General features: G+C 69.4%; 15 protein-coding genes and 1 pseudogene. 4 read left to right on the top strand and 12 right to left on the bottom strand.

Features of this window, described 5'->3' with window-relative positions:
* The first annotated feature begins 57 nt into the window (after positions 1-57).
* The gene (locus ACFC96_RS41770) at positions 58-432 is read left to right on the top strand and encodes an anti-sigma factor antagonist (protein WP_376252388.1); all 375 of its coding nucleotides are present in this window, start codon (positions 58-60) and stop codon (positions 430-432) included.
* A gap of 213 nt (positions 433-645) precedes the next feature.
* On the opposite strand, the gene ACFC96_RS41765 is transcribed toward ACFC96_RS41770, so the two are convergent.
* Together ACFC96_RS41765 and ACFC96_RS41760 are read right to left on the bottom strand one after the other, a co-directional pair.
* The gene (locus tag ACFC96_RS41765) at positions 646-1,092 is read right to left on the bottom strand and encodes a hypothetical protein (RefSeq protein WP_376617677.1); all 447 of its coding nucleotides are present in this window, start codon (positions 1,090-1,092) and stop codon (positions 646-648) included.
* 121 nt (positions 1,093-1,213) lie between these two features.
* Positions 1,214-1,393 carry a hypothetical protein gene (locus ACFC96_RS41760; protein ID WP_376617675.1) on the bottom strand — a complete coding sequence of 60 codons (180 nt, stop codon included), beginning with the start codon at positions 1,391-1,393 and terminating at the stop codon, positions 1,214-1,216.
* 129 nt (positions 1,394-1,522) lie between these two features.
* Here ACFC96_RS41760 and ACFC96_RS41755 point away from each other — a divergent pair, with 129 nt between their 5' ends.
* On the top strand, positions 1,523-1,666 hold the full coding sequence (locus ACFC96_RS41755) for a hypothetical protein (protein WP_376617673.1): 144 nt from the start codon (positions 1,523-1,525) through the stop codon (positions 1,664-1,666).
* A gap of 362 nt (positions 1,667-2,028) precedes the next feature.
* Here the strand turns inward: ACFC96_RS41755 and ACFC96_RS41750 are convergent, their stop codons facing one another.
* The 7 genes from ACFC96_RS41750 to ACFC96_RS41720 form a co-directional block, all read right to left on the bottom strand.
* Positions 2,029-2,532, bottom strand: a complete 504-nt coding sequence (locus ACFC96_RS41750) for a MarR family winged helix-turn-helix transcriptional regulator (RefSeq protein WP_376617734.1) — start codon at positions 2,530-2,532, stop codon at positions 2,029-2,031.
* 50 nt (positions 2,533-2,582) lie between these two features.
* Positions 2,583-2,996, bottom strand: coding sequence for an STAS domain-containing protein (locus ACFC96_RS41745; RefSeq protein WP_376225861.1), 414 nt, complete (start codon positions 2,994-2,996; stop codon positions 2,583-2,585).
* Positions 2,993-4,087, bottom strand: coding sequence for a B12-binding domain-containing protein (locus tag ACFC96_RS41740; RefSeq protein ID WP_376617671.1), 1,095 nt, complete (start codon positions 4,085-4,087; stop codon positions 2,993-2,995). Before ACFC96_RS41740 ends, ACFC96_RS41745 begins: the two co-directional genes overlap by 4 nt.
* The gene (locus ACFC96_RS41735) at positions 4,084-5,664 is read right to left on the bottom strand and encodes a PP2C family protein-serine/threonine phosphatase (protein ID WP_376617732.1); all 1,581 of its coding nucleotides are present in this window, start codon (positions 5,662-5,664) and stop codon (positions 4,084-4,086) included. Before ACFC96_RS41735 ends, ACFC96_RS41740 begins: the two co-directional genes overlap by 4 nt.
* Before the next feature lie 759 nt (positions 5,665-6,423).
* On the bottom strand, positions 6,424-7,356 hold the full coding sequence (locus ACFC96_RS41730) for a carbohydrate ABC transporter permease (protein WP_376252379.1): 933 nt from the start codon (positions 7,354-7,356) through the stop codon (positions 6,424-6,426).
* Entirely contained in the window at positions 7,353-8,276 is a 924-nt protein-coding gene (locus tag ACFC96_RS41725) for a carbohydrate ABC transporter permease (protein ID WP_376252376.1), read from the bottom strand. Before ACFC96_RS41725 ends, ACFC96_RS41730 begins: the two co-directional genes overlap by 4 nt.
* 11 nt (positions 8,277-8,287) lie before the next feature.
* Entirely contained in the window at positions 8,288-9,556 is a 1,269-nt protein-coding gene (locus ACFC96_RS41720) for an ABC transporter substrate-binding protein (protein ID WP_340460659.1), read from the bottom strand.
* Positions 9,557-9,823: 267 nt separating this feature from the next.
* Here ACFC96_RS41720 and ACFC96_RS41715 point away from each other — a divergent pair, with 267 nt between their 5' ends.
* Positions 9,824-11,890 carry an NPCBM/NEW2 domain-containing protein gene (locus ACFC96_RS41715; protein WP_376617669.1) on the top strand — a complete coding sequence of 689 codons (2,067 nt, stop codon included), beginning with the start codon at positions 9,824-9,826 and terminating at the stop codon, positions 11,888-11,890.
* Positions 11,891-12,028: 138 nt separating this feature from the next.
* On the opposite strand, the gene ACFC96_RS41710 is transcribed toward ACFC96_RS41715, so the two are convergent.
* Positions 12,029-12,976 carry an ROK family protein gene (locus tag ACFC96_RS41710; protein WP_376252371.1) on the bottom strand — a complete coding sequence of 316 codons (948 nt, stop codon included), beginning with the start codon at positions 12,974-12,976 and terminating at the stop codon, positions 12,029-12,031.
* Positions 12,977-13,136: 160 nt separating this feature from the next.
* On the opposite strand from ACFC96_RS41710, the gene ACFC96_RS41705 reads away from it, so the two are divergent.
* Positions 13,137-14,174, top strand: a complete 1,038-nt coding sequence (locus ACFC96_RS41705) for a LacI family DNA-binding transcriptional regulator (RefSeq protein WP_376252370.1) — start codon at positions 13,137-13,139, stop codon at positions 14,172-14,174.
* Between the two features lie 293 nt (positions 14,175-14,467).
* On the opposite strand, the gene ACFC96_RS41700 is transcribed toward ACFC96_RS41705, so the two are convergent.
* On the bottom strand, positions 14,468-15,760 hold the full coding sequence (locus ACFC96_RS41700) for a DUF6986 family protein (protein WP_376252367.1): 1,293 nt from the start codon (positions 15,758-15,760) through the stop codon (positions 14,468-14,470).
* A gap of 167 nt (positions 15,761-15,927) precedes the next feature.
* Positions 15,928-16,043 (bottom strand): annotated as a pseudogene (locus ACFC96_RS41695) (electron transfer flavoprotein subunit alpha/FixB family protein); the annotation flags it as partial.

Here is a 16,043-nt window from a genome sequence, read left to right as displayed (position 1 = left end):
GGACGGTGTACGGGAGCGCTCCCCCCATGAGATGTGCCCGCGGGGCCGAGGGGATCCATGCGACAGGGTGAACAACGCCACGGCGGCACGGACGCGGCCCCGCCTCCAGTGGTATACGAGACCGGCGACTGCGTCGTCGTCGAACTGCGCGGAGACGTCGACATCGTGACGCTCCAGAGCTCCGTGGCCCTGCTCGAGACGGTGGCGGCGGGCCCGGCGGCCACCGTGGTGATCGATCTGACCCGCACCACGTTCTTCGACTGCTCGGGCCTGACCCTCCTCCTGCGCACCCGCCGCCGCGTCGAGGCCCGCGGCGGCCGCCTCAGACTGGTCTGCGACCAGCCCCTGACGCTGCGCCTGCTGGAGGTGACGGGCCTGCTGCCGCTCTTCGCCCCGGCCCCGACCGTCGAGGCGGCGACACGGCAGAACTAGAGCGGCCGGTCCGGCTGTCCCGTGCCCGACCCCAGCGTGAGTCCCGCGCTGAAGTGTCTCCACGAGGACCGAACCGGCAGCACTGCCCGGTCGCCCCGGTCGCTGCTCGTCCTTCGCTGCTTGTCCGCCGATCGCGTCGTCGCCGCCCGGTGGGGCTTCGGGGCAACACGGCGCCACCGGCAGCCGCGACGCCCCTACAAGCCGGCGATCCTGCTACCCGAAGTCGGCGCGACGATGCTGGAGTTCGACTGTCAGCCCGTCGTGCACCACATCCGGGGTCGGCAGGCCGGGTGGGGACGCGTCGCCTGGCTCGCCAGCTCGCACCGCGCCCGACGCACCGGCCGGCCCCACCCCCAACTCACGGTCGGCCTGGGCCATTCCGGCGCGGGCGGCCCGGCGCAGCTCGCGTGTCCGGGGCATCGCCCGCAGCGCCACGTAGAGCACCGGAACAGCAAGCACGATGAGGAGGGTTCCCGCGAACGGATGCGCACCGGCCCAGTGGGCGAAGCGCACGAAGAGCAGCAGGCCGGCGCAGAACACAGACCCGATCAGTGCGAGGCCGACCACCAGCACACTCAGGCGATCGCCCCCGTCACGGGCGGGGGCGCGCAACTGGCCTTGGGGCGCACACCCGTTCACGCTGCCGGGCTCGCGTGTCACCACTGAATCTCCTCGTCCGTCAGTGAACGTCGTGGGGAGACGGGTGCCCCGGGAAACCTCAATCATGATCGACTGCTTGCGAGTGCACTGCGCCGCGCAGGACCGCGGCGTGAGCACGCGTTCAGCGTCGACGCAGCGTTCTGGTACGCGCCCAGCCACCGGCTCCCGCCAGATGGAGGGCCAGAGCGGTGAGTCCGAGGAGCATGACGTTCACGGACGAGAAGATGTCGTTCGTCGCGATGTCGGCGGCATTGATCAGGAACGCCAGGAAGAACAGCACGGCAGAGGCGATGGCAAACATGGGAACTCCTGTTCCTTGTCGATGTCGCCCGTGTGCCCGCTTTCGTGTTCTGTACTGCTTCCGGGGTAGCCGCAACGTGAGCGGCGCCGCGATGTGGCGGCTCTTGGCGAACGACACCTTGGAGGCGTCATGCCCGGCATTCTCGACCGGATCAAGCAGTACGGCCGCAGTCCGCAAGGCCGACGGGCCATCGCGACGGCGCGCCGGACGGCCGCGGACCCCCGCCAGCAGGCCCAGGCCCGCGCGTGGCTCGACCGACTGCGGCGTCGTTGAGCGACGACGATGTCGCGCTTCAGGAACGGTAGCCGCCCATGGCGAAACAGCGCAGATGACTCCCAGTGCCCGACCCGCCTGCGCTGCGCGCGCCACCGCGAGCGGTCCGGGTGGAGCCGGTCGGGTGTGGACGTGCAGCATCGGTCTGTACTCGGCCTCGTAATAACGCAGGGGAGCGGGAACCCGGACCTGCGCATCGCGCAGAGGAGGTCCGGGGCGTCCAGGACGTTTGTTTCGGATCACCGATCGCTGGTCCGGGACGAGTCCTCGGCGGGCTTCACGGGCGCCGGCGAGAAGAGCAGCCTGCTCCTTCTTGAGTCGTGAAGCGCGTGGTGGTGTACTCCTCGACTCGGAGAAGCAGTTCATGCCGCGGAGTGGGCGCCGGGTCTGTCGTCTTCCGCGTCGGTGGCGCTGAGCTGGGCCGTGAGCCCGGCGAGTCCTTTGGCCAATGCACGGCGTTCGGTGGAGGGCATGTTGTCGATGGCCTGATGCAGCATGCTGTCGCGCTGCTCCCGGATGCGCTGCAGATGCCGTTTCCCTGCGGCGGTCAGTCGCAGGGCGATCTCGCGGCCGCTGTCGGGGGATGGCATCCGTTCGAGGAATCCGATGGCTTGCAGGCGGTCGCACATGCGCGTGACGGTCGGCGGTGCGGAGGCGAGCCGGTGGCACAACGTGCGCATCCTGATGCTGTCCTCACGGTCGACGACGTACATCAGGCGCAGTTGGGACGCCGAGCCGGGCGCGGTGGCATCGGCGGTGGAGTTTCTGGCGTGCTCCCACATCACGTCGAGGAGTTCGGTGATCGAACTGGCTGACTGGGTCGCCTCGTGAACGATCCCGCTGGGGGCGGCGTCTGGTGCGGTCATCATGGCCCCGTCAGTGTGTGGTTCTGCCCGGTGAACGGCCGGGCAGTGGCTCAGGTGCCGGCGCCCGGCCGGGTGGGGCGGAGCGCCGTGGCCTCTTCTTCGTGCGTCGAGCCCCTTGCGGCGCCGGCTGTGGGAGGTGCCGTGAGGTGGTCGAGAGTACCGGTGAGATGCAGGAGCCGGTCCAGGTTCGCGGGCCGGTCCTCCAGGTGCAAACGTACCCCGGCGGCAGCGGTACGGCGCTTGATCATCAGCAGCGCGGACAGGCCCGTGGAGTCGATCACTCCGAGCCCTCCACAGTGCAGGTGCAGGTTTCTCAGTCCGGGCCGGGTGGAGAGCTGCGCGGTTGCCTCGTTCACGAGGAGGCCTGCGGTGTAGTGGTCGAGATCGCCGTCGAGTTCTATGCCGACTCGGTCCTCGGTGTCGATCCTGGTCAGGCGCAGGTCGCCGGAGGGCGGTGTGGTCATGCGGTGTTCCCGGCTTCGGAGGTGTGGTGGGTGGTGACAGCGTGCGTCGCGACCTGGAGGATCCGGGTGGCCCTCGGGAAGTCCTTGAGCTCCCGGGCAAGCAGGTGCAGGGCCGGCGGCAGACTCCGCGCGGGTACGCCTCTCGACGTGAGGACCTGCGCGGTCCAGGTGATGAACCCGGTGAAGAGTTCCTCGGCATCGAGGTAGAGCGCGGTGGCGAGGAACTCGACGATGGACGCGAGGTCTTCCGCTGTCCGCTCGCGCTGCAGATCGCTGTAGGTGCGCATGGTGGGCAGCGCGTCTTGCATTGCGGTGAAGACGGTGCGCACCAGGGAGTCGCTGTTGCGGGTGACCATGGTGTATTCCTGGTCGGCCAGGTGCGGCAGGTCGTCCATCTGCTGGTGGTCGAGCTGGGGGCGGGGCAAGGGCCCGCGGGCGAGACGGTCGGCGGCGGCCCGGGCGTCGGGGGCCCAGGCGTCGGCCCCCAGAAGTTTCGCGTACCGGCCCGCGGGCCCGAAGGCGGCGCCGCCGACAACAACGGGGACACCGATGGCCTGGCATGCGGTGATGGCCGCGTGCGCGGTGGGCAGCCTCGTGGCGATCGAGCTGGAGAGGGCGACCGCGTCGGCGCCGGTGGTGTGGAGGTGGGTGATGAGGTGCGGGGTGGGGAGCTGGGCGCCGAGGTAGTCGATCTGCCAGCCGCGCAGTTTCAGGACCTCGGCCAGCAGACGGGGTGGCAGCGCGTGCCATTCGCCGTCGACGCAGGCCACTGTGATGCGGCCGCGGGTGATCGTCGTGCGGGCGGAAGGGTGGGCGCTGAGGGCGGTGACGGCCCTTTCGTTGATGGCGGTCGCGGCGTGCTCCTGGGCGACGCTGAGCCGGTTCGCCACCCATTCCTCGCCGACCTTGCCCTGCACCACTGCGATCACATCGAGCAGGACGCTCTCCGGGTCCACCCCTTCGTCGAGGGCCCGCACCACCAGCTCGGTGGCGGAGTACTCGTCTCCTGCCAGGACGGTGTTCCACAGCTGATCGACCAGCTGCTCCAGGTGGCCGCTACGCGGGAGGCGGGGCGGCGTGCTCGTGCTCATCCCGTGAACCTGCCCCGGGTGTGTCCGTTCACCGCGCTCAGATGATGAGTACGGGGCGCCGCGATCACGACGATGGCCATGTCGTCGTGATGCCGGTTGCCGAGCCACTGGGCGGCCAGCATCTGCACATGCTCGACGATGCCTTCGGCGGGCATGCCCGCACACGCGGAAAGGGCGCGCTTGAGGCGCTCGTCGCCGAACAGGACGTTGCCCATCGGCCCGCCCTTTGCTTCGGTTATTCCGTCGGTGTACAAGACGCAGCACTCCCCTGGCTCGAGGGTGACGGCGGTGGTGCGGGCGGAGACATCGGGGATGGCTCCGACCAGGGTGCCGCGAGTGTCGGCTTCTTCGACGGTGCCGTCCGCTCGGATGATCAGCGGCGTCGGGTGGCCGGCGCTGGTCAGTTTGAGGTCCACCTCGCTGCCCCGGCGCACGGCGGAGGCGAGGACCAGGGTCGCGAACCGTGTGTGATGGGAGTTGAGCAGGGCGGTGTTCAGCAGCGAGAGCATGCGCTGGTGGTCGTCCGCCAGGGGCAGCAGGGCGTGCAGCGTACTGCGGATCTTGCCCGTGAGGACCGCGGCTTCCAGACCCTTTCCGCAGACATCCCCGAGAGAGACCAGGAAGGCTTCGCCCTCGGTGGCGGGGTGCACGTCGTAGAAATCCCCGCCGATGCGCTCGTGGTCCGCGGAGGGCCGGTAGCGTCCGGCGAAGTCCACCCCGGAGATCTGGTGCAGGGTCGGGGGCATCAGCTCCCGCATCAGCACCTCGGTGATGGCGGTCTGCTCCGCGTAGAGGCGGGCGGCCGACAGCGCAGCACCTGCCCGGGCGGCGAACAGCCGGGCGAAGACCTCCTCCTCGTCGCTGAAGGAGTCACTCTTCTCCCTGCGCAGCAGGACCAGAGCCCCGGCAGGGACACCCAGCCCCGGCAACGGGGTGATCACTATCGAGCCGACCGGGCCGAAGCCCTCGGGCACCAGCCACGGCGGCGCCGCCGACGGATCGATCCACCGGGAGGGCACCGGTGGAAACCCGCGCAGCGCCTCACCGAGACCTGGCACCTCGTCCGGGTCCACCGACTGGTGCGAAATCTCGGGCACGCCACCCCGCACGCAGGTCACCACGGGCAGCCGGTGCCCACGGGACGGCGCGATCGCGAGCGCCGCATCCGCGAGGCTCTCCGCAGCCATCTGCGCGGTCACGTCCATGCAGCGCCCCAGATTGAGGGTGGAGAGCAGGGCGCTGGACGCCTTGGCAAGGAAGGCCGTCCGCTCCCGCTCCAGGTGCAGGGCGTCCCGGACGAGCTGGTGATCGGTGTCATCGACCAGCCACCAGGCCACCGTGCCGTCGTCCCGCACGCTGGGGTGCGCCTCGAAACGGCGCCCGCCGATCACACCGGAGAGCGGTGTGTCCGTCTCCGTCGCGGAGTTGTGGCCCGTGAGCTGCACAGTGCGATGCTGTGCGGCGAGCCACGCCGGGGCCACCTCGGCAAGAGGTGTCCCGGGTGTCGCTTCCGGCAGGAGCACGGCGGCCGCGCCGTTGCGCTGCAGGAGGATGCCGTCGACGTCAGCGACCAGCACCGGGTAGGGGGCCGTGCCCCACGGGAAGTCAGATCCCGGCTCCGCGGCGGTTTGCGCTCGGGTGTGATCCAAATATGTAGGATCCGCGGTGCGGATCCCTCACCTCATCGACTCGACGGAAACGTTGCCCGAAGGCAACGATCCCTCACGGCGTCACTCTCTGGCAACCAGCTACCTCCTCGTGCCCGGCTCGGCACGGAATGCGAACGAGAGGCCCACTCGCAAAGCAGACAGATGCGGGCAAGCACTCAGGAAGCCGTGACGGTTCGCGCCGGCATCGACCCGCCGCCACCCGATCCCGGGCTTGGCGCCTACCGGACTTCGTCCGGCCGTCAGACGTGCGGGCAGGATTCGGTCGGCTTCCACCGGCGTCAGAGCGCACTCCCATCGGCGTACGTCGCTGTCGCTGAGCAGTCGCTGCACGCCAAGGCGCGAGATCGAGGCGTTGCTTGCGTCCGCCGACACGCGTCTCCAGCACCAGAGTTCTCAGCCGGCCCCGCCGTGCTGATGGCCGCCGCAGCGGCCTGCACGGCAGGGCACCACCAAGCCCGCGGCGCCCGTCGCGGTCCCGTCGGGCGACGAGCCGCCGGTGTGGAAGCCGAACTCACCCGTCGCCCCGTGGGCCAGGCTCCGCGATCCGCCACATTGCCAGTCCCGGCAGATGAGCGATCAGGCAGCCCGTGTCCCGCGCAACCGCCGGCGGGAGCGCCCTGATCGCTGTCGGCCGGTCGGCCACCACGAGCACGGTTCCCGTGACGGCTATCCCTTGCTCGACCCCAGCGTGAGTCCCGCGATGAAGTGTCTCTGCAGGAGCAGGAACACCAGGATCGTGGGGAGCGCCACGAGGACCGAACCGGCGGCCAGCAAGTTGTAGTCGGTGAAGAACTGGCCCCTGAGGTTGTTGAGGGACGAGGTGATCGGGAGTTTGTCGGGGTTCGATATGAAGATCAGGGCCCAGAGGAAGTCGTTGTAGATCCAGGTGAATTCGAGCGTGCCGAGCGCGGCGAGTGCCGGGCGGCACAGGGGCAGCGTGATGCGCCAGAACTGCGTCCACAGCCCCGCGCCGTCGACGATCGCCGCCTCGAGGATCTCCTGGGGAAGCGTCCGCATGAAGTTGGCCAGGACGAAGACGCAGAATCCCAGCTGGAATCCGATGTTGACGATGATCACGGCCCAGTACGAGTCGTACATCGTCAGCGAGTCCGACATCCACCAGGGCAGCGGAATCTTCAGGAAGAGGACGTACAGCGGGGTGACGAGCACCTGGGGTGGCAGCAGGTTTCCCGCCGTGAAGAACATCAGGAGCACGATGCCGCCGCGCACCTTGATGCGCGACACCGCGAAGGCGACGAACGAGGCGAGAAAGAGCGTGATCAGGACGGCCGGGACCGCGATGATCAGGGTGTTCTTGAAGTACTCGCCCATCCCCGAGTCGCTCAGGGCCTCGCGGTAGTAGTCGAACGACAGGTGGTCGGGCAGCGAGAAGTAGCCCTGCCGCGCCGTCTCCTCGTAGGGGCGCAAGGAGGCGTAGACCGCGAGCAGCAGCGGCGCGAGGAACGCCAGTGAGACGGCCATGAGGAAGATGTGCACCCCGAACCGGCCGCGCCGGCGCGGGTGTTCACCGCGTCGGTCGCCGTCGGCCAGGGCACGGCCCCGGGCGGCGGGGGATGTCGTACGGATGTCGGCGGTCATCGGTCGCGCGCACCTCGCAGCTCTTGGACCAGGAACGTCACGATGAATCCCAGGGAGACCGTGAGGAGGACGACCGCGATGGCCGAGCCGAAGCCGATGCGGCTGGCTTCGCCGATGACGTTGTCCGTGATGAGGACGGACAGCAGCTCCAGGCCGTTGCGGCCCTTGTTCACGGCGTAGACGATGTCGAAGGCGCGCAGCGACTCGATGACGGTGATGACGCCGACGATGACGTTGACGGGGCGAAGCGTCGGGAAGACGACGCGGAAAAAGGTCTGGCGGACGTTCGCGCCGTCGATCGCCGCGGCTTCTTTCAGTGTCGGGTCGACGGATTTGAGGCCGGCGAGATAGAGGATCATCACGTATCCGGTGTGGCGCCAGCTCGCGGCCAGCATCATCATCCAGATGTTGATGTCGGAGTCGCCCAGCCAGTCGATCGGGTTCTCGTGGTTGTCGAGAAGGGTGTTGACGACTCCCTGGTCCGTGCCGAGGATCAGCTGCGCCATGAATCCGACGACGGCCAGTGACAGCACGACCGGCATGTAGAGCGTCGACTGGTAGAAGCGGCTGAAGCGCACACCCCGATCGATGAGTACGGCGAGCAGGAGGCCGAAGGGCGTGGCGATCAGGCCGAGAAAGGCGAGCCACAGGAGGTTGTGGCGCACGGCCGGCCAGAACGGCGGATAGTTGTCGACGAGGTTGCGGTAGTTCTCTCCACCGACCCAGTGGATGTCGCCGATGCCGTCCCACGACGTGAAGGACAGTCCGATGGAGGCGAGCGTGGGCCCCCAGATGATGACGACGTCGAGCAGTACGGGTATTCCCAGGAGCACGACGAGGACGGCGAGGTCGCGGCGTGTGAAGCGCCGTGACCTCCGCCGCCCTGCGCGCCGCGCGGTCTTCAGCGCCACGGAACGCATTCCCCCACTACTCAGCTGACGGCGGACGAGAAGATTTCCTTCTTCTGCCGCTCGATCCGGTTGACGAGGCCGTCGACGTCGTTCGGATTTCCGATGAAGTCCTGGAGCGCCTTGATCATCACGGTCTGCGCGAAGTCGGGCCGGGTGTCGCGGTCCATGAACTGCGATATCTGCTGGGCACCGGAGACGAGTTCGGCCGACTTCTTCTGCAGCGGGGTGTACTTGGACGTGTCGGCGCCGTCGTTCACGGCGACGTTGTTCGGGTCGCCGGCGAGGTAGATGTCCTCGGCCCCGGGCGTACCGAGGTATTTGAGGAGCGCCTTGCCCGCTTCGACGTTCTTGGCCTTCTTCGCGATCAGGAAGCCGTCGATGGGAGCCTCCACCGCGTCCTGCCCGTACTGGGGGTCGATCTCCGGGAACGCGAAGAAGTCGATGTCCTCGCGTTCGTTCTCGGGGAACTGCTGGCCCGGGTGGGGCATTCCGAAGACGGCCATGCCGGTCTGGCGCTTCTGCAGGCCCTGGGCGGCCTCTTCCCAGGTCCGGCCGAGCGCGCCCTTCTGGTAGTACGGCATGAGCTCGCGCCAGAGGTCGAACACCTTCTTGACCTTGGTGTCGGTCCAGGCTTCCGTACCCGCCATGAGGCCCTTGTGGAAGTCGTATCCGTTCAGGCGCATGTTGATGTAGTCGAAGGTGCCCATCGCGGGCCAGCCGTCCTTGTCGCAGAACGCGACCGGGGTGCCGTCCTTGTGCATCTGCTTCGCCAGGGCGATGAAGTCGTCCCAGTTCTTGGGCTGTTCGTAGCCCTGCTTCTCGAAGAGGCTCTTCCGGTGGAAGACGGCCCACGGGTAGTAGTAGTACGGCACGAAGTACTGCTTGCCGTCGTGCGTGGACTGGTCCTTGAGCGCCTGCGAGAAGCCCTTGAATCCCTTCCAGACGTCGTCGATGTCCGTCAGGAGGCCCTTCTCGGCGAAGTACTGCATGCGGTAGCCGGCGAACCACATGAAGACGTCGTCCGGGGTGCCCTGGAGATAGCGCGTGATGTTCGTCTGGAACTCGTTGTGATCCGTGGTGTTGACGTCGACTTTCTTGCCGGACTTCTTCTCGTACGCCGTGAAGGCCGCCGCGAACGCCTTCTTCGGCACCGCGTCCGAGGAGTTGGACCCCACGGTGACGGTCTTCTTGTCGCCGCCCGGGCCGTCCCCGCACGCCGTGAGCAGCGCCGGAAGCGTGAGCGCACCGGCGCCCACCGCCGCGCCCCGCAGGAGACCCCGACGGGACATCCGATGTCCTGTCGCGCTCCCGGGCGCGCCAGAACCGTAGAACGATGACTGTGCCATGTTCCCCTCCTGGGGCCGCAACCCAACACAACCGAACGCGAGGGTTGGATCCCACTCCCAACTACCCAGATCGTCAAGGGTTCTGACGGGACATCGGGCAACCGTTACCGCATCTCTTCCAACAGAGTCCAACACGGCCTACCGTAAACGCGCTCCACTGACGCGAACATGACGTCACCCCACCTCTCGCGAGTACGGAGGAACGTAACGATGCGTCACCTTCCCACCCGCACCTCTCGCACCACCCGCCGAAGAATCGTCGGAGCGTTGGCCACCGGGCTGCTGTGTGCCGCGGGCGTCACGGCACCGGCCGCGGTCGCCGGACCGTCGGAATCCGGCGCGTCCGGCTCGCAGGTCGCAAGCGCCCGGGAAGCTTCACCCACGCTCGACGACGGGCTCGCGCTGACGCCTCCCATGGGTTTCAACAACTGGAACTCCACGCACTGCCGCGCCGAGTTCAACGAGGCGATGGTCGAGGGCATCGCCGACATCTTCGTGGACAAGGGCCTCAAGGCCGCGGGTTATCAGTACGTCAACCTCGACGACTGCTGGGCCCTGCCGCAGCGCGACGCGAACGGCAAGCTCGTGCCGGACCCCGTGCGCTTCCCCCACGGCATCAAGGCCGTTGCCGACTACGTCCACTCCAAGGGCCTCAAACTCGGCATCTACACGAGCGCGGGCACCAAGACGTGCAGCGACATCGGCTTCCCCGGCGGTCTCGGTCACGAGTACAGCGACGCCCAGCAGTTCGCCGACTGGGGCGTCGACTACCTCAAGTACGACAACTGCAACAACCAGGGCGTCGACGCCAAGCAGCGCTACCGCACCATGCGTGACGCCCTGAAGGCCACGGGCCGGCCCATCGTCTACAGCATCTGCGAATGGGGTTCCAACAAACCGTGGGAGTGGGCGGCGGACGTCGGACATCTGTGGCGCACCACCGGTGACATCAGTGACAGCTGGGGCTCGATGCTCTCCCTGATGAAGCAGAACCTGCCGCTGGCGCAGTACGCGGGACCCGGACACTGGAACGACCCCGACATGCTCGAGGTCGGCAACGGCGGCATGACCGCGACCGAGTACCGCACGCACTTCTCGATGTGGTCGATCATGGCCTCACCGCTGCTCATCGGCACCGATCTGCGCAAGGCCTCCGCCGAGACCCTCGACATCCTCAGCAACCGCGAAGTCATCGCGGTCGACCAGGACCCGCTGGGCAAGCAGGGCACGGTGCTCTCCTCCGAGGGCGGGCGCTGGGTCGTCGCCAAGGAGATGAAGGACGGCAGCCGCGTCGTCGCCCTCTTCAACGAGTCGGGCAACGCGCAGCGGATCGCCACGTCGGCCGCCGCGGTCGGGCTGCCGCACGCGAGCGCCTACACGCTGCGCGATCTGTGGCAGCACAAGAGCTACAACACGGCCGGGGCGATCTCGGCGACCGTGCCCGCGCACGGGACCGTACTGGTCCGGGTGGCCGCCGACGACAAGTGGGCCGCGAACCCGCCCGCCGTCGAACTCGGCCTGGGCGGCGCGCCGTTCGTCGAGGCCGGCAAGGCAGCCCGGCTCACGACGTCCGTCACCGATCTGGGCCGCACGCCCGCACGCCAGGTGTCCGTCGCGCTGAACGGGCCCTCCGGGTGGAGCGTCAGGCCGGCCTCGCCGACCGGCGCCGGATCCGTACCGACGGGCAAGGCGCTCACCACGTCATGGACCGTGACCGCGCCGGCGGGGACCGCGACGGGAGCGTACGACCTGTCCCTCGAGGCGACCTACCGCTCGCCGGGCGGTGTACGTGCCCAGAGCGTGCTGCCGCTGACCGCGCACGTGGTGGTCGCACCACCGGCCGGGGCGTCGTCGCTCGGCGATCTGCCGTGGCTGTCCACGACGAACGGCTACGGGCCCGTCGAGCGCAACACCAGCAACGGGGAGAGCGACGCGGGTGACGGGCATCCGATCACCATCGGCGGCGTCGTCCACCAGAAGGGGCTCGGTGTGCACGCGGACAGTTCCGTCGAGTACTACACGGGCGGCTCGTGCGAACGCGTCAGCGCGAGCGTGGGCGTCGACGACGAGAAGGGCACGAAGGGCACCGTGACGTTCGAGATCTGGGCCGACGGCGACAAGGTGGCATCCACCGGCACCCTCACCAACGCGGACGCGGCCGAGCAGCTCTCCGCCGACGTGAGCGGGGCACAGGTGGTGCGCCTCGTCGTGACCGACGCGGGCGACGGTGTGGACTCCGACCATGCGGACTGGGGGGACGCGACACTGTCCTGCTAGTGCGTCACCCGTGAGCCGGGGCGGGCCACATGCCCGCCCCGGCTCCGGCCCGTCCTGGCACGACGTGAAGTTGCACGGACGGCGTGACGTGAGGGCGCACGGACGACGTGAAGACATACAGACGCGAGGACCCGCGTCTCAGAGCGCCGACACGTCCCGGTCGCGCGTGAGCGCCGCCGCTGCCGCGCCGACGAGGCCCGCGTCCGTGCCCGTGCGGGCCGGGGCCACCGTGAGGCGCTGCACGAACGACAGCGTCGCGTAGTCGCGCAGCGAGCGGCGCAGGGGCGCGAAGAGGACCTCTCCCGCCTTCGCCACTCCCCCACCGATCACCGCGATGTCGATCTCCACGAGCGTGGCCGTTGCGGCGATGCCGGCCGCGAGCGCCTGGGCGGCACGTTCGAAGGAGGCGATGGCCACCTTGTCGCCCTCGCGCGCGGCCGCGGCCACCGCCGCGGCCGACACGTCGCCGTCCACGCCGGGGCGCCAGCCGCTGTCCAGTGCGCGGCGCGCGATGTTCGGCCCGCTCGCGATGCGCTCGACGCAGCCGCGCGCACCGCAGGGGCACGGGTCCCCGTCCAGATCCACGCTGATGTGGCCGATGTGGCCCGCGTTGCCCGTGGGCCCCGGGTGCAGCTTGCCGCCGAGGATCAGGCCGCCGCCGACACCGGTGGAGACGACCATGCACAGCGCGTTGTCGTGCCCTTGCGCCGCGCCCTGCCAGTGCTCGGCCGCCGTCATCGCCACGCCGTCACCGACCAGTTCGACCGGCAGGCCCCCGGTGACCGCGCGGACCCGGTCCACGAGCGGGAAGTCGCGCCAGCCGGGCACGTTGACCGGGCTCACCGTGCCGGTGGAGGCGTCCACCGGACCCGCGCTCCCGATGCCCACGGCCCCCGCCCGCACCCACAGCGGCGCGGCGGTCAGCTCGCGCAGCACGTCCTCGACGGCCCGCATCACCGTGTCCCCGTCCTCCTTGGCCGGAGTCGGCCGCTGCGCGCGCAGCAGGATGCGGCCGTGGTCGTCCACCAGGGCCCCGGCGATCTTGGTGCCGCCGATGTCGAGCGCGGCGACGAGGTCGGTCTGCATCAGTGTGAGGTCCCCTGGTGAAATGGCAGGTCGAAGAATGCGATGGATAGTCTCTCCCGCATCTGACAACGTTGTCCAGGGCCTATGCTCGACGCCACATCCCCATACAGCATCATGAACCCCCTGGAACCGCAGCGACGACAGGACAGGACAGCCCACCGTGGACCGCACCGCCCGCCGCCCCGACAGCCGTTACGGCAACCGCCCGACCATGAAGGACGTCGCGGCGCGCGCCGGAGTGGGCCTCAAGACGGTGTCCCGCGTCGTCAACGGCGAACCGGGAGTCACCCCCGACACCGAACGCCGCGTCCAGGAGGCCATCGAGGCCCTGGGCTTCCGCCGCAACGACAGCGCGCGCGTCCTGCGCAAGGGCAGGACCGCGAGCATCGGCCTGGTGCTCGAGGATCTGGCCGACCCCTTCTACGGGCCGCTGAGCCGCGCCGTCGAGGAGGTCGCCCGCGCCCATGGCGCGCTGCTCATCAACGGGTCGAGCGCCGAGGACCCCGAGCGCGAGCAGGAGCTGGTCCTCGCGCTCTGCGCCCGCCGCGTGGACGGGCTCGTGGTGATCCCGGCCGGTGACGACCACCGTTATCTGGAGCCCGAGATCGCCGCCGGTGTCGCGACCGTGTTCGTCGACCGTCCCGCCGGGAAGATCGACGCGGACGTGGTCCTGTCCGACAGCTTCGGGGGCGCGCGTGACGGCGTCGCGCATCTGATCGCGCACGGCCACCGCCGTATCGGCTTCATCGGTGACCAGCCGCGCATCCACACCGCCGCCGAGCGTCTGCGCGGCTACCGGACCGCGATGGAGGACGCCGGGACAGCCGTCGCGGACTCCTGGATGTCGCTCGGCGTGACCGACCCGGAGCGGGTGCGGCGCGCCGCGGAGGAGATGCTGGCGGGCCCCGATCCGGTCACGGCGATCTTCGCGGGCAACAACCGCGTGACGGTGACCGTCGTACGGGTCCTGTCCGAGGTGGACCGCCCCGTGGCGCTCGTCGGCTTCGACGACATCGAGCTGGGCGATCTGCTGCGCCCCGGCGTGACGGTCGTCGCGCAGGACGCCGCGCAGCTGGGCCGCACGGCCGCCGAGCGGCTGTTCCGGCAGCTCGACGGGGTGTCGCGGGTGCCGGAGCGGATCGAGCTGCCGACCCGGCTGATCACCCGCGGCTCGGGCGAACTCCCCCCGGCCGACTGACAGTTGGGAGACGGATGACTCGGCGGACCGTCAGCAGACGCCAGGCCCGGGGAGCGGCGCGTCATGGTCGCCGCCCCCTTGAGGCGGACGTCGCTGACGAAGACGTTCGTGTCGCCGTTGCCGTCCTCCGTCCTCGCCCGCCAGACGTTCGTCCACTTCCCGTACGTCTCACGGCGGCCCGGGTTCCGCCGACGCGGATCCCCCGAAGACACCGCTGCCCCCGTTGCCGTGACGCCAGGTTCGGTGGCGCACAGCCCAGGGGCAGCGGTGACAGGACCGGATGCGTGTGACGGTCAGCGCTCCTGCGCGGTCAGGTCGCCACGTCGCGGGCCCGCGAAGCCCTGGAGGCGAGCCAGGGTGAGGCCGGTGATCCGGGTGACCTCGCCCGTGTCGAGGGCGCCGCAGTCCAGGCCGCGCAGCAGATACCCGGCGAGCGCCTTGGCGGTGGCGGGCTCGTCCGCCACGTCGCCGCCCTCGTGGTGACCGGCGTAGGCGGCCAGGCGCGCGGCGGCCGACTCGAAGCCCTCGCGGTAGAAGGCGAAGACGGCTGCGTAGCGGGTCGGGATGTGGCCCGGGTGCATGTCCCAGCCCTGGTAGTAGGCGCGGGCCAGGGCGCGGCGGGTGAGGCCGTAGTGCAGGCGCCAGGCGTCGTGGACCTTCGCCGTCGAACCTACGGGCAGGACGTTGGTGGAACCGTCCGAGACCCGGACGCCGGTGCCGGCGGCGGCCACCTGCATGACGGCCTTCGCGTAGTCGGCGGCGGGGTGGTCGCTGGCCTGGTAGGCGGCGCTGACCCCGAGGCAGGCGCTGTAGTCGAAGGTGCCGTAGTGCAGTCCGGTCGCGCGGCCTTCGGCTGCGTCGATCATGCGGGCGACGGCGGCGGTGCCGTCGGCGGCGAGGATGGACTGGCTGGTCTCGATCTGGATCTCGAATCCGAGGCGCCCCGCCTCGAGGCCGTGGGCCTTCTCGAACGCCTCCAGGAGCCGGACCATGGCGGTGACCTGCTCCGGGTACGTCACCTTGGGGAGCGTGAGGACGAGACCGTCGGGGAGGCCGCCCGCCTCCATGAGGCCGGTCAGGAAGATGTCGAGGGTGCGGATGCCCCGGTCGCGTACCGGCTCCTCCATGCACTTCATGCGGATGCCCATGTACGGGGCGGCGGTGCCGTTCTGGTACGCCTCGGCGACGAGGCGGGCGGCACGGGCGGCGTCCTGATCCTCGTCGGCGCCCTTGTAGCCGTCCTCGAAGTCGATGCGCAGGTCCTCGACCGGCTCACGCTCCAGCTTGGCGCGTACGCGCGAGTGGACGGCCTCGGCGAGGTCGTCGCTCAGTCCGAGGACGGCGGCGAAGGAGGCGGCGTCCGGGGCGTGTTCGTCGAGCATCGCCAGGGCCTTGTCGCCCCACGAACGGATGCTGTCGGCGTCGAACTGCTCACCCGGGATGTACACGGTGTGGACGGGCTGCCGGGTGCCGGGGTCTCCGGGGTAGCGGCGCTCCAGCTCCGCGTCCACCGGGGCGAGGGAAGCACTGATGCCCTCGCTGACTGCTCCGGCGAGGCTCGTTGCCACCTTCTCTTGCTGACCCATTCCTGCACCCTCCACACTCTCGACGTTCCAGAGTTTCCGCTTCACGGAATCAACAATCCGTATAGCGAAGTTATCCGTGCTCGTCATCTGCGTCAATGGTCCCCCGTACGCGAACGGGGCCGCGCGGTGAAGATCACCACGCGGCCCCGTTACCGGCCCGGAGAAGCTCAGCCCTTGCGGGTGTTGACTTCCTCGGTGAGCTGGGGGACGACGTCGAAGAGGTCGCCGACGACGCCGTAGTCGACGAGGTCGAAGATCGGGGCCTCGGCGTCCTTGTTGACCG

It is taken from the genome of Streptomyces sp. NPDC055955 (genome assembly GCF_042270245.1).
Taxonomy (GTDB): domain Bacteria; phylum Actinomycetota; class Actinomycetes; order Streptomycetales; family Streptomycetaceae; genus Streptomyces.
The sequence above is the reverse complement of the archived record's forward strand: the minus strand, read 5'-3'. Positions and strand labels throughout refer to the sequence as shown.

Coding starts and splice junctions, on each gene's coding strand:
- ACFC96_RS41710 (WP_376252371.1), bottom strand. CDS start 12,976: ATGCAGACCGACCTCGTCGCCGCGCTCGACATCGGCGGCACCAAGATC.
- ACFC96_RS41730 (WP_376252379.1), bottom strand. CDS start 7,356: ATGACCGCCGACATCCGTACGACATCCCCCGCCGCCCGGGGCCGTGCC.
- ACFC96_RS41760 (WP_376617675.1), bottom strand. CDS start 1,393: ATGTTTGCCATCGCCTCTGCCGTGCTGTTCTTCCTGGCGTTCCTGATC.
- ACFC96_RS41755 (WP_376617673.1), top strand. CDS start 1,523: ATGCCCGGCATTCTCGACCGGATCAAGCAGTACGGCCGCAGTCCGCAA.
- ACFC96_RS41750 (WP_376617734.1), bottom strand. CDS start 2,532: ATGACCGCACCAGACGCCGCCCCCAGCGGGATCGTTCACGAGGCGACC.
- ACFC96_RS41720 (WP_340460659.1), bottom strand. CDS start 9,556: ATGTCCCGTCGGGGTCTCCTGCGGGGCGCGGCGGTGGGCGCCGGTGCG.
- ACFC96_RS41770 (WP_376252388.1), top strand. CDS start 58: ATGCGACAGGGTGAACAACGCCACGGCGGCACGGACGCGGCCCCGCCT.
- ACFC96_RS41745 (WP_376225861.1), bottom strand. CDS start 2,996: ATGACCACACCGCCCTCCGGCGACCTGCGCCTGACCAGGATCGACACC.
- ACFC96_RS41725 (WP_376252376.1), bottom strand. CDS start 8,276: ATGCGTTCCGTGGCGCTGAAGACCGCGCGGCGCGCAGGGCGGCGGAGG.
- ACFC96_RS41700 (WP_376252367.1), bottom strand. CDS start 15,760: ATGGGTCAGCAAGAGAAGGTGGCAACGAGCCTCGCCGGAGCAGTCAGC.
- ACFC96_RS41740 (WP_376617671.1), bottom strand. CDS start 4,087: ATGAGCACGAGCACGCCGCCCCGCCTCCCGCGTAGCGGCCACCTGGAG.
- ACFC96_RS41715 (WP_376617669.1), top strand. CDS start 9,824: ATGCGTCACCTTCCCACCCGCACCTCTCGCACCACCCGCCGAAGAATC.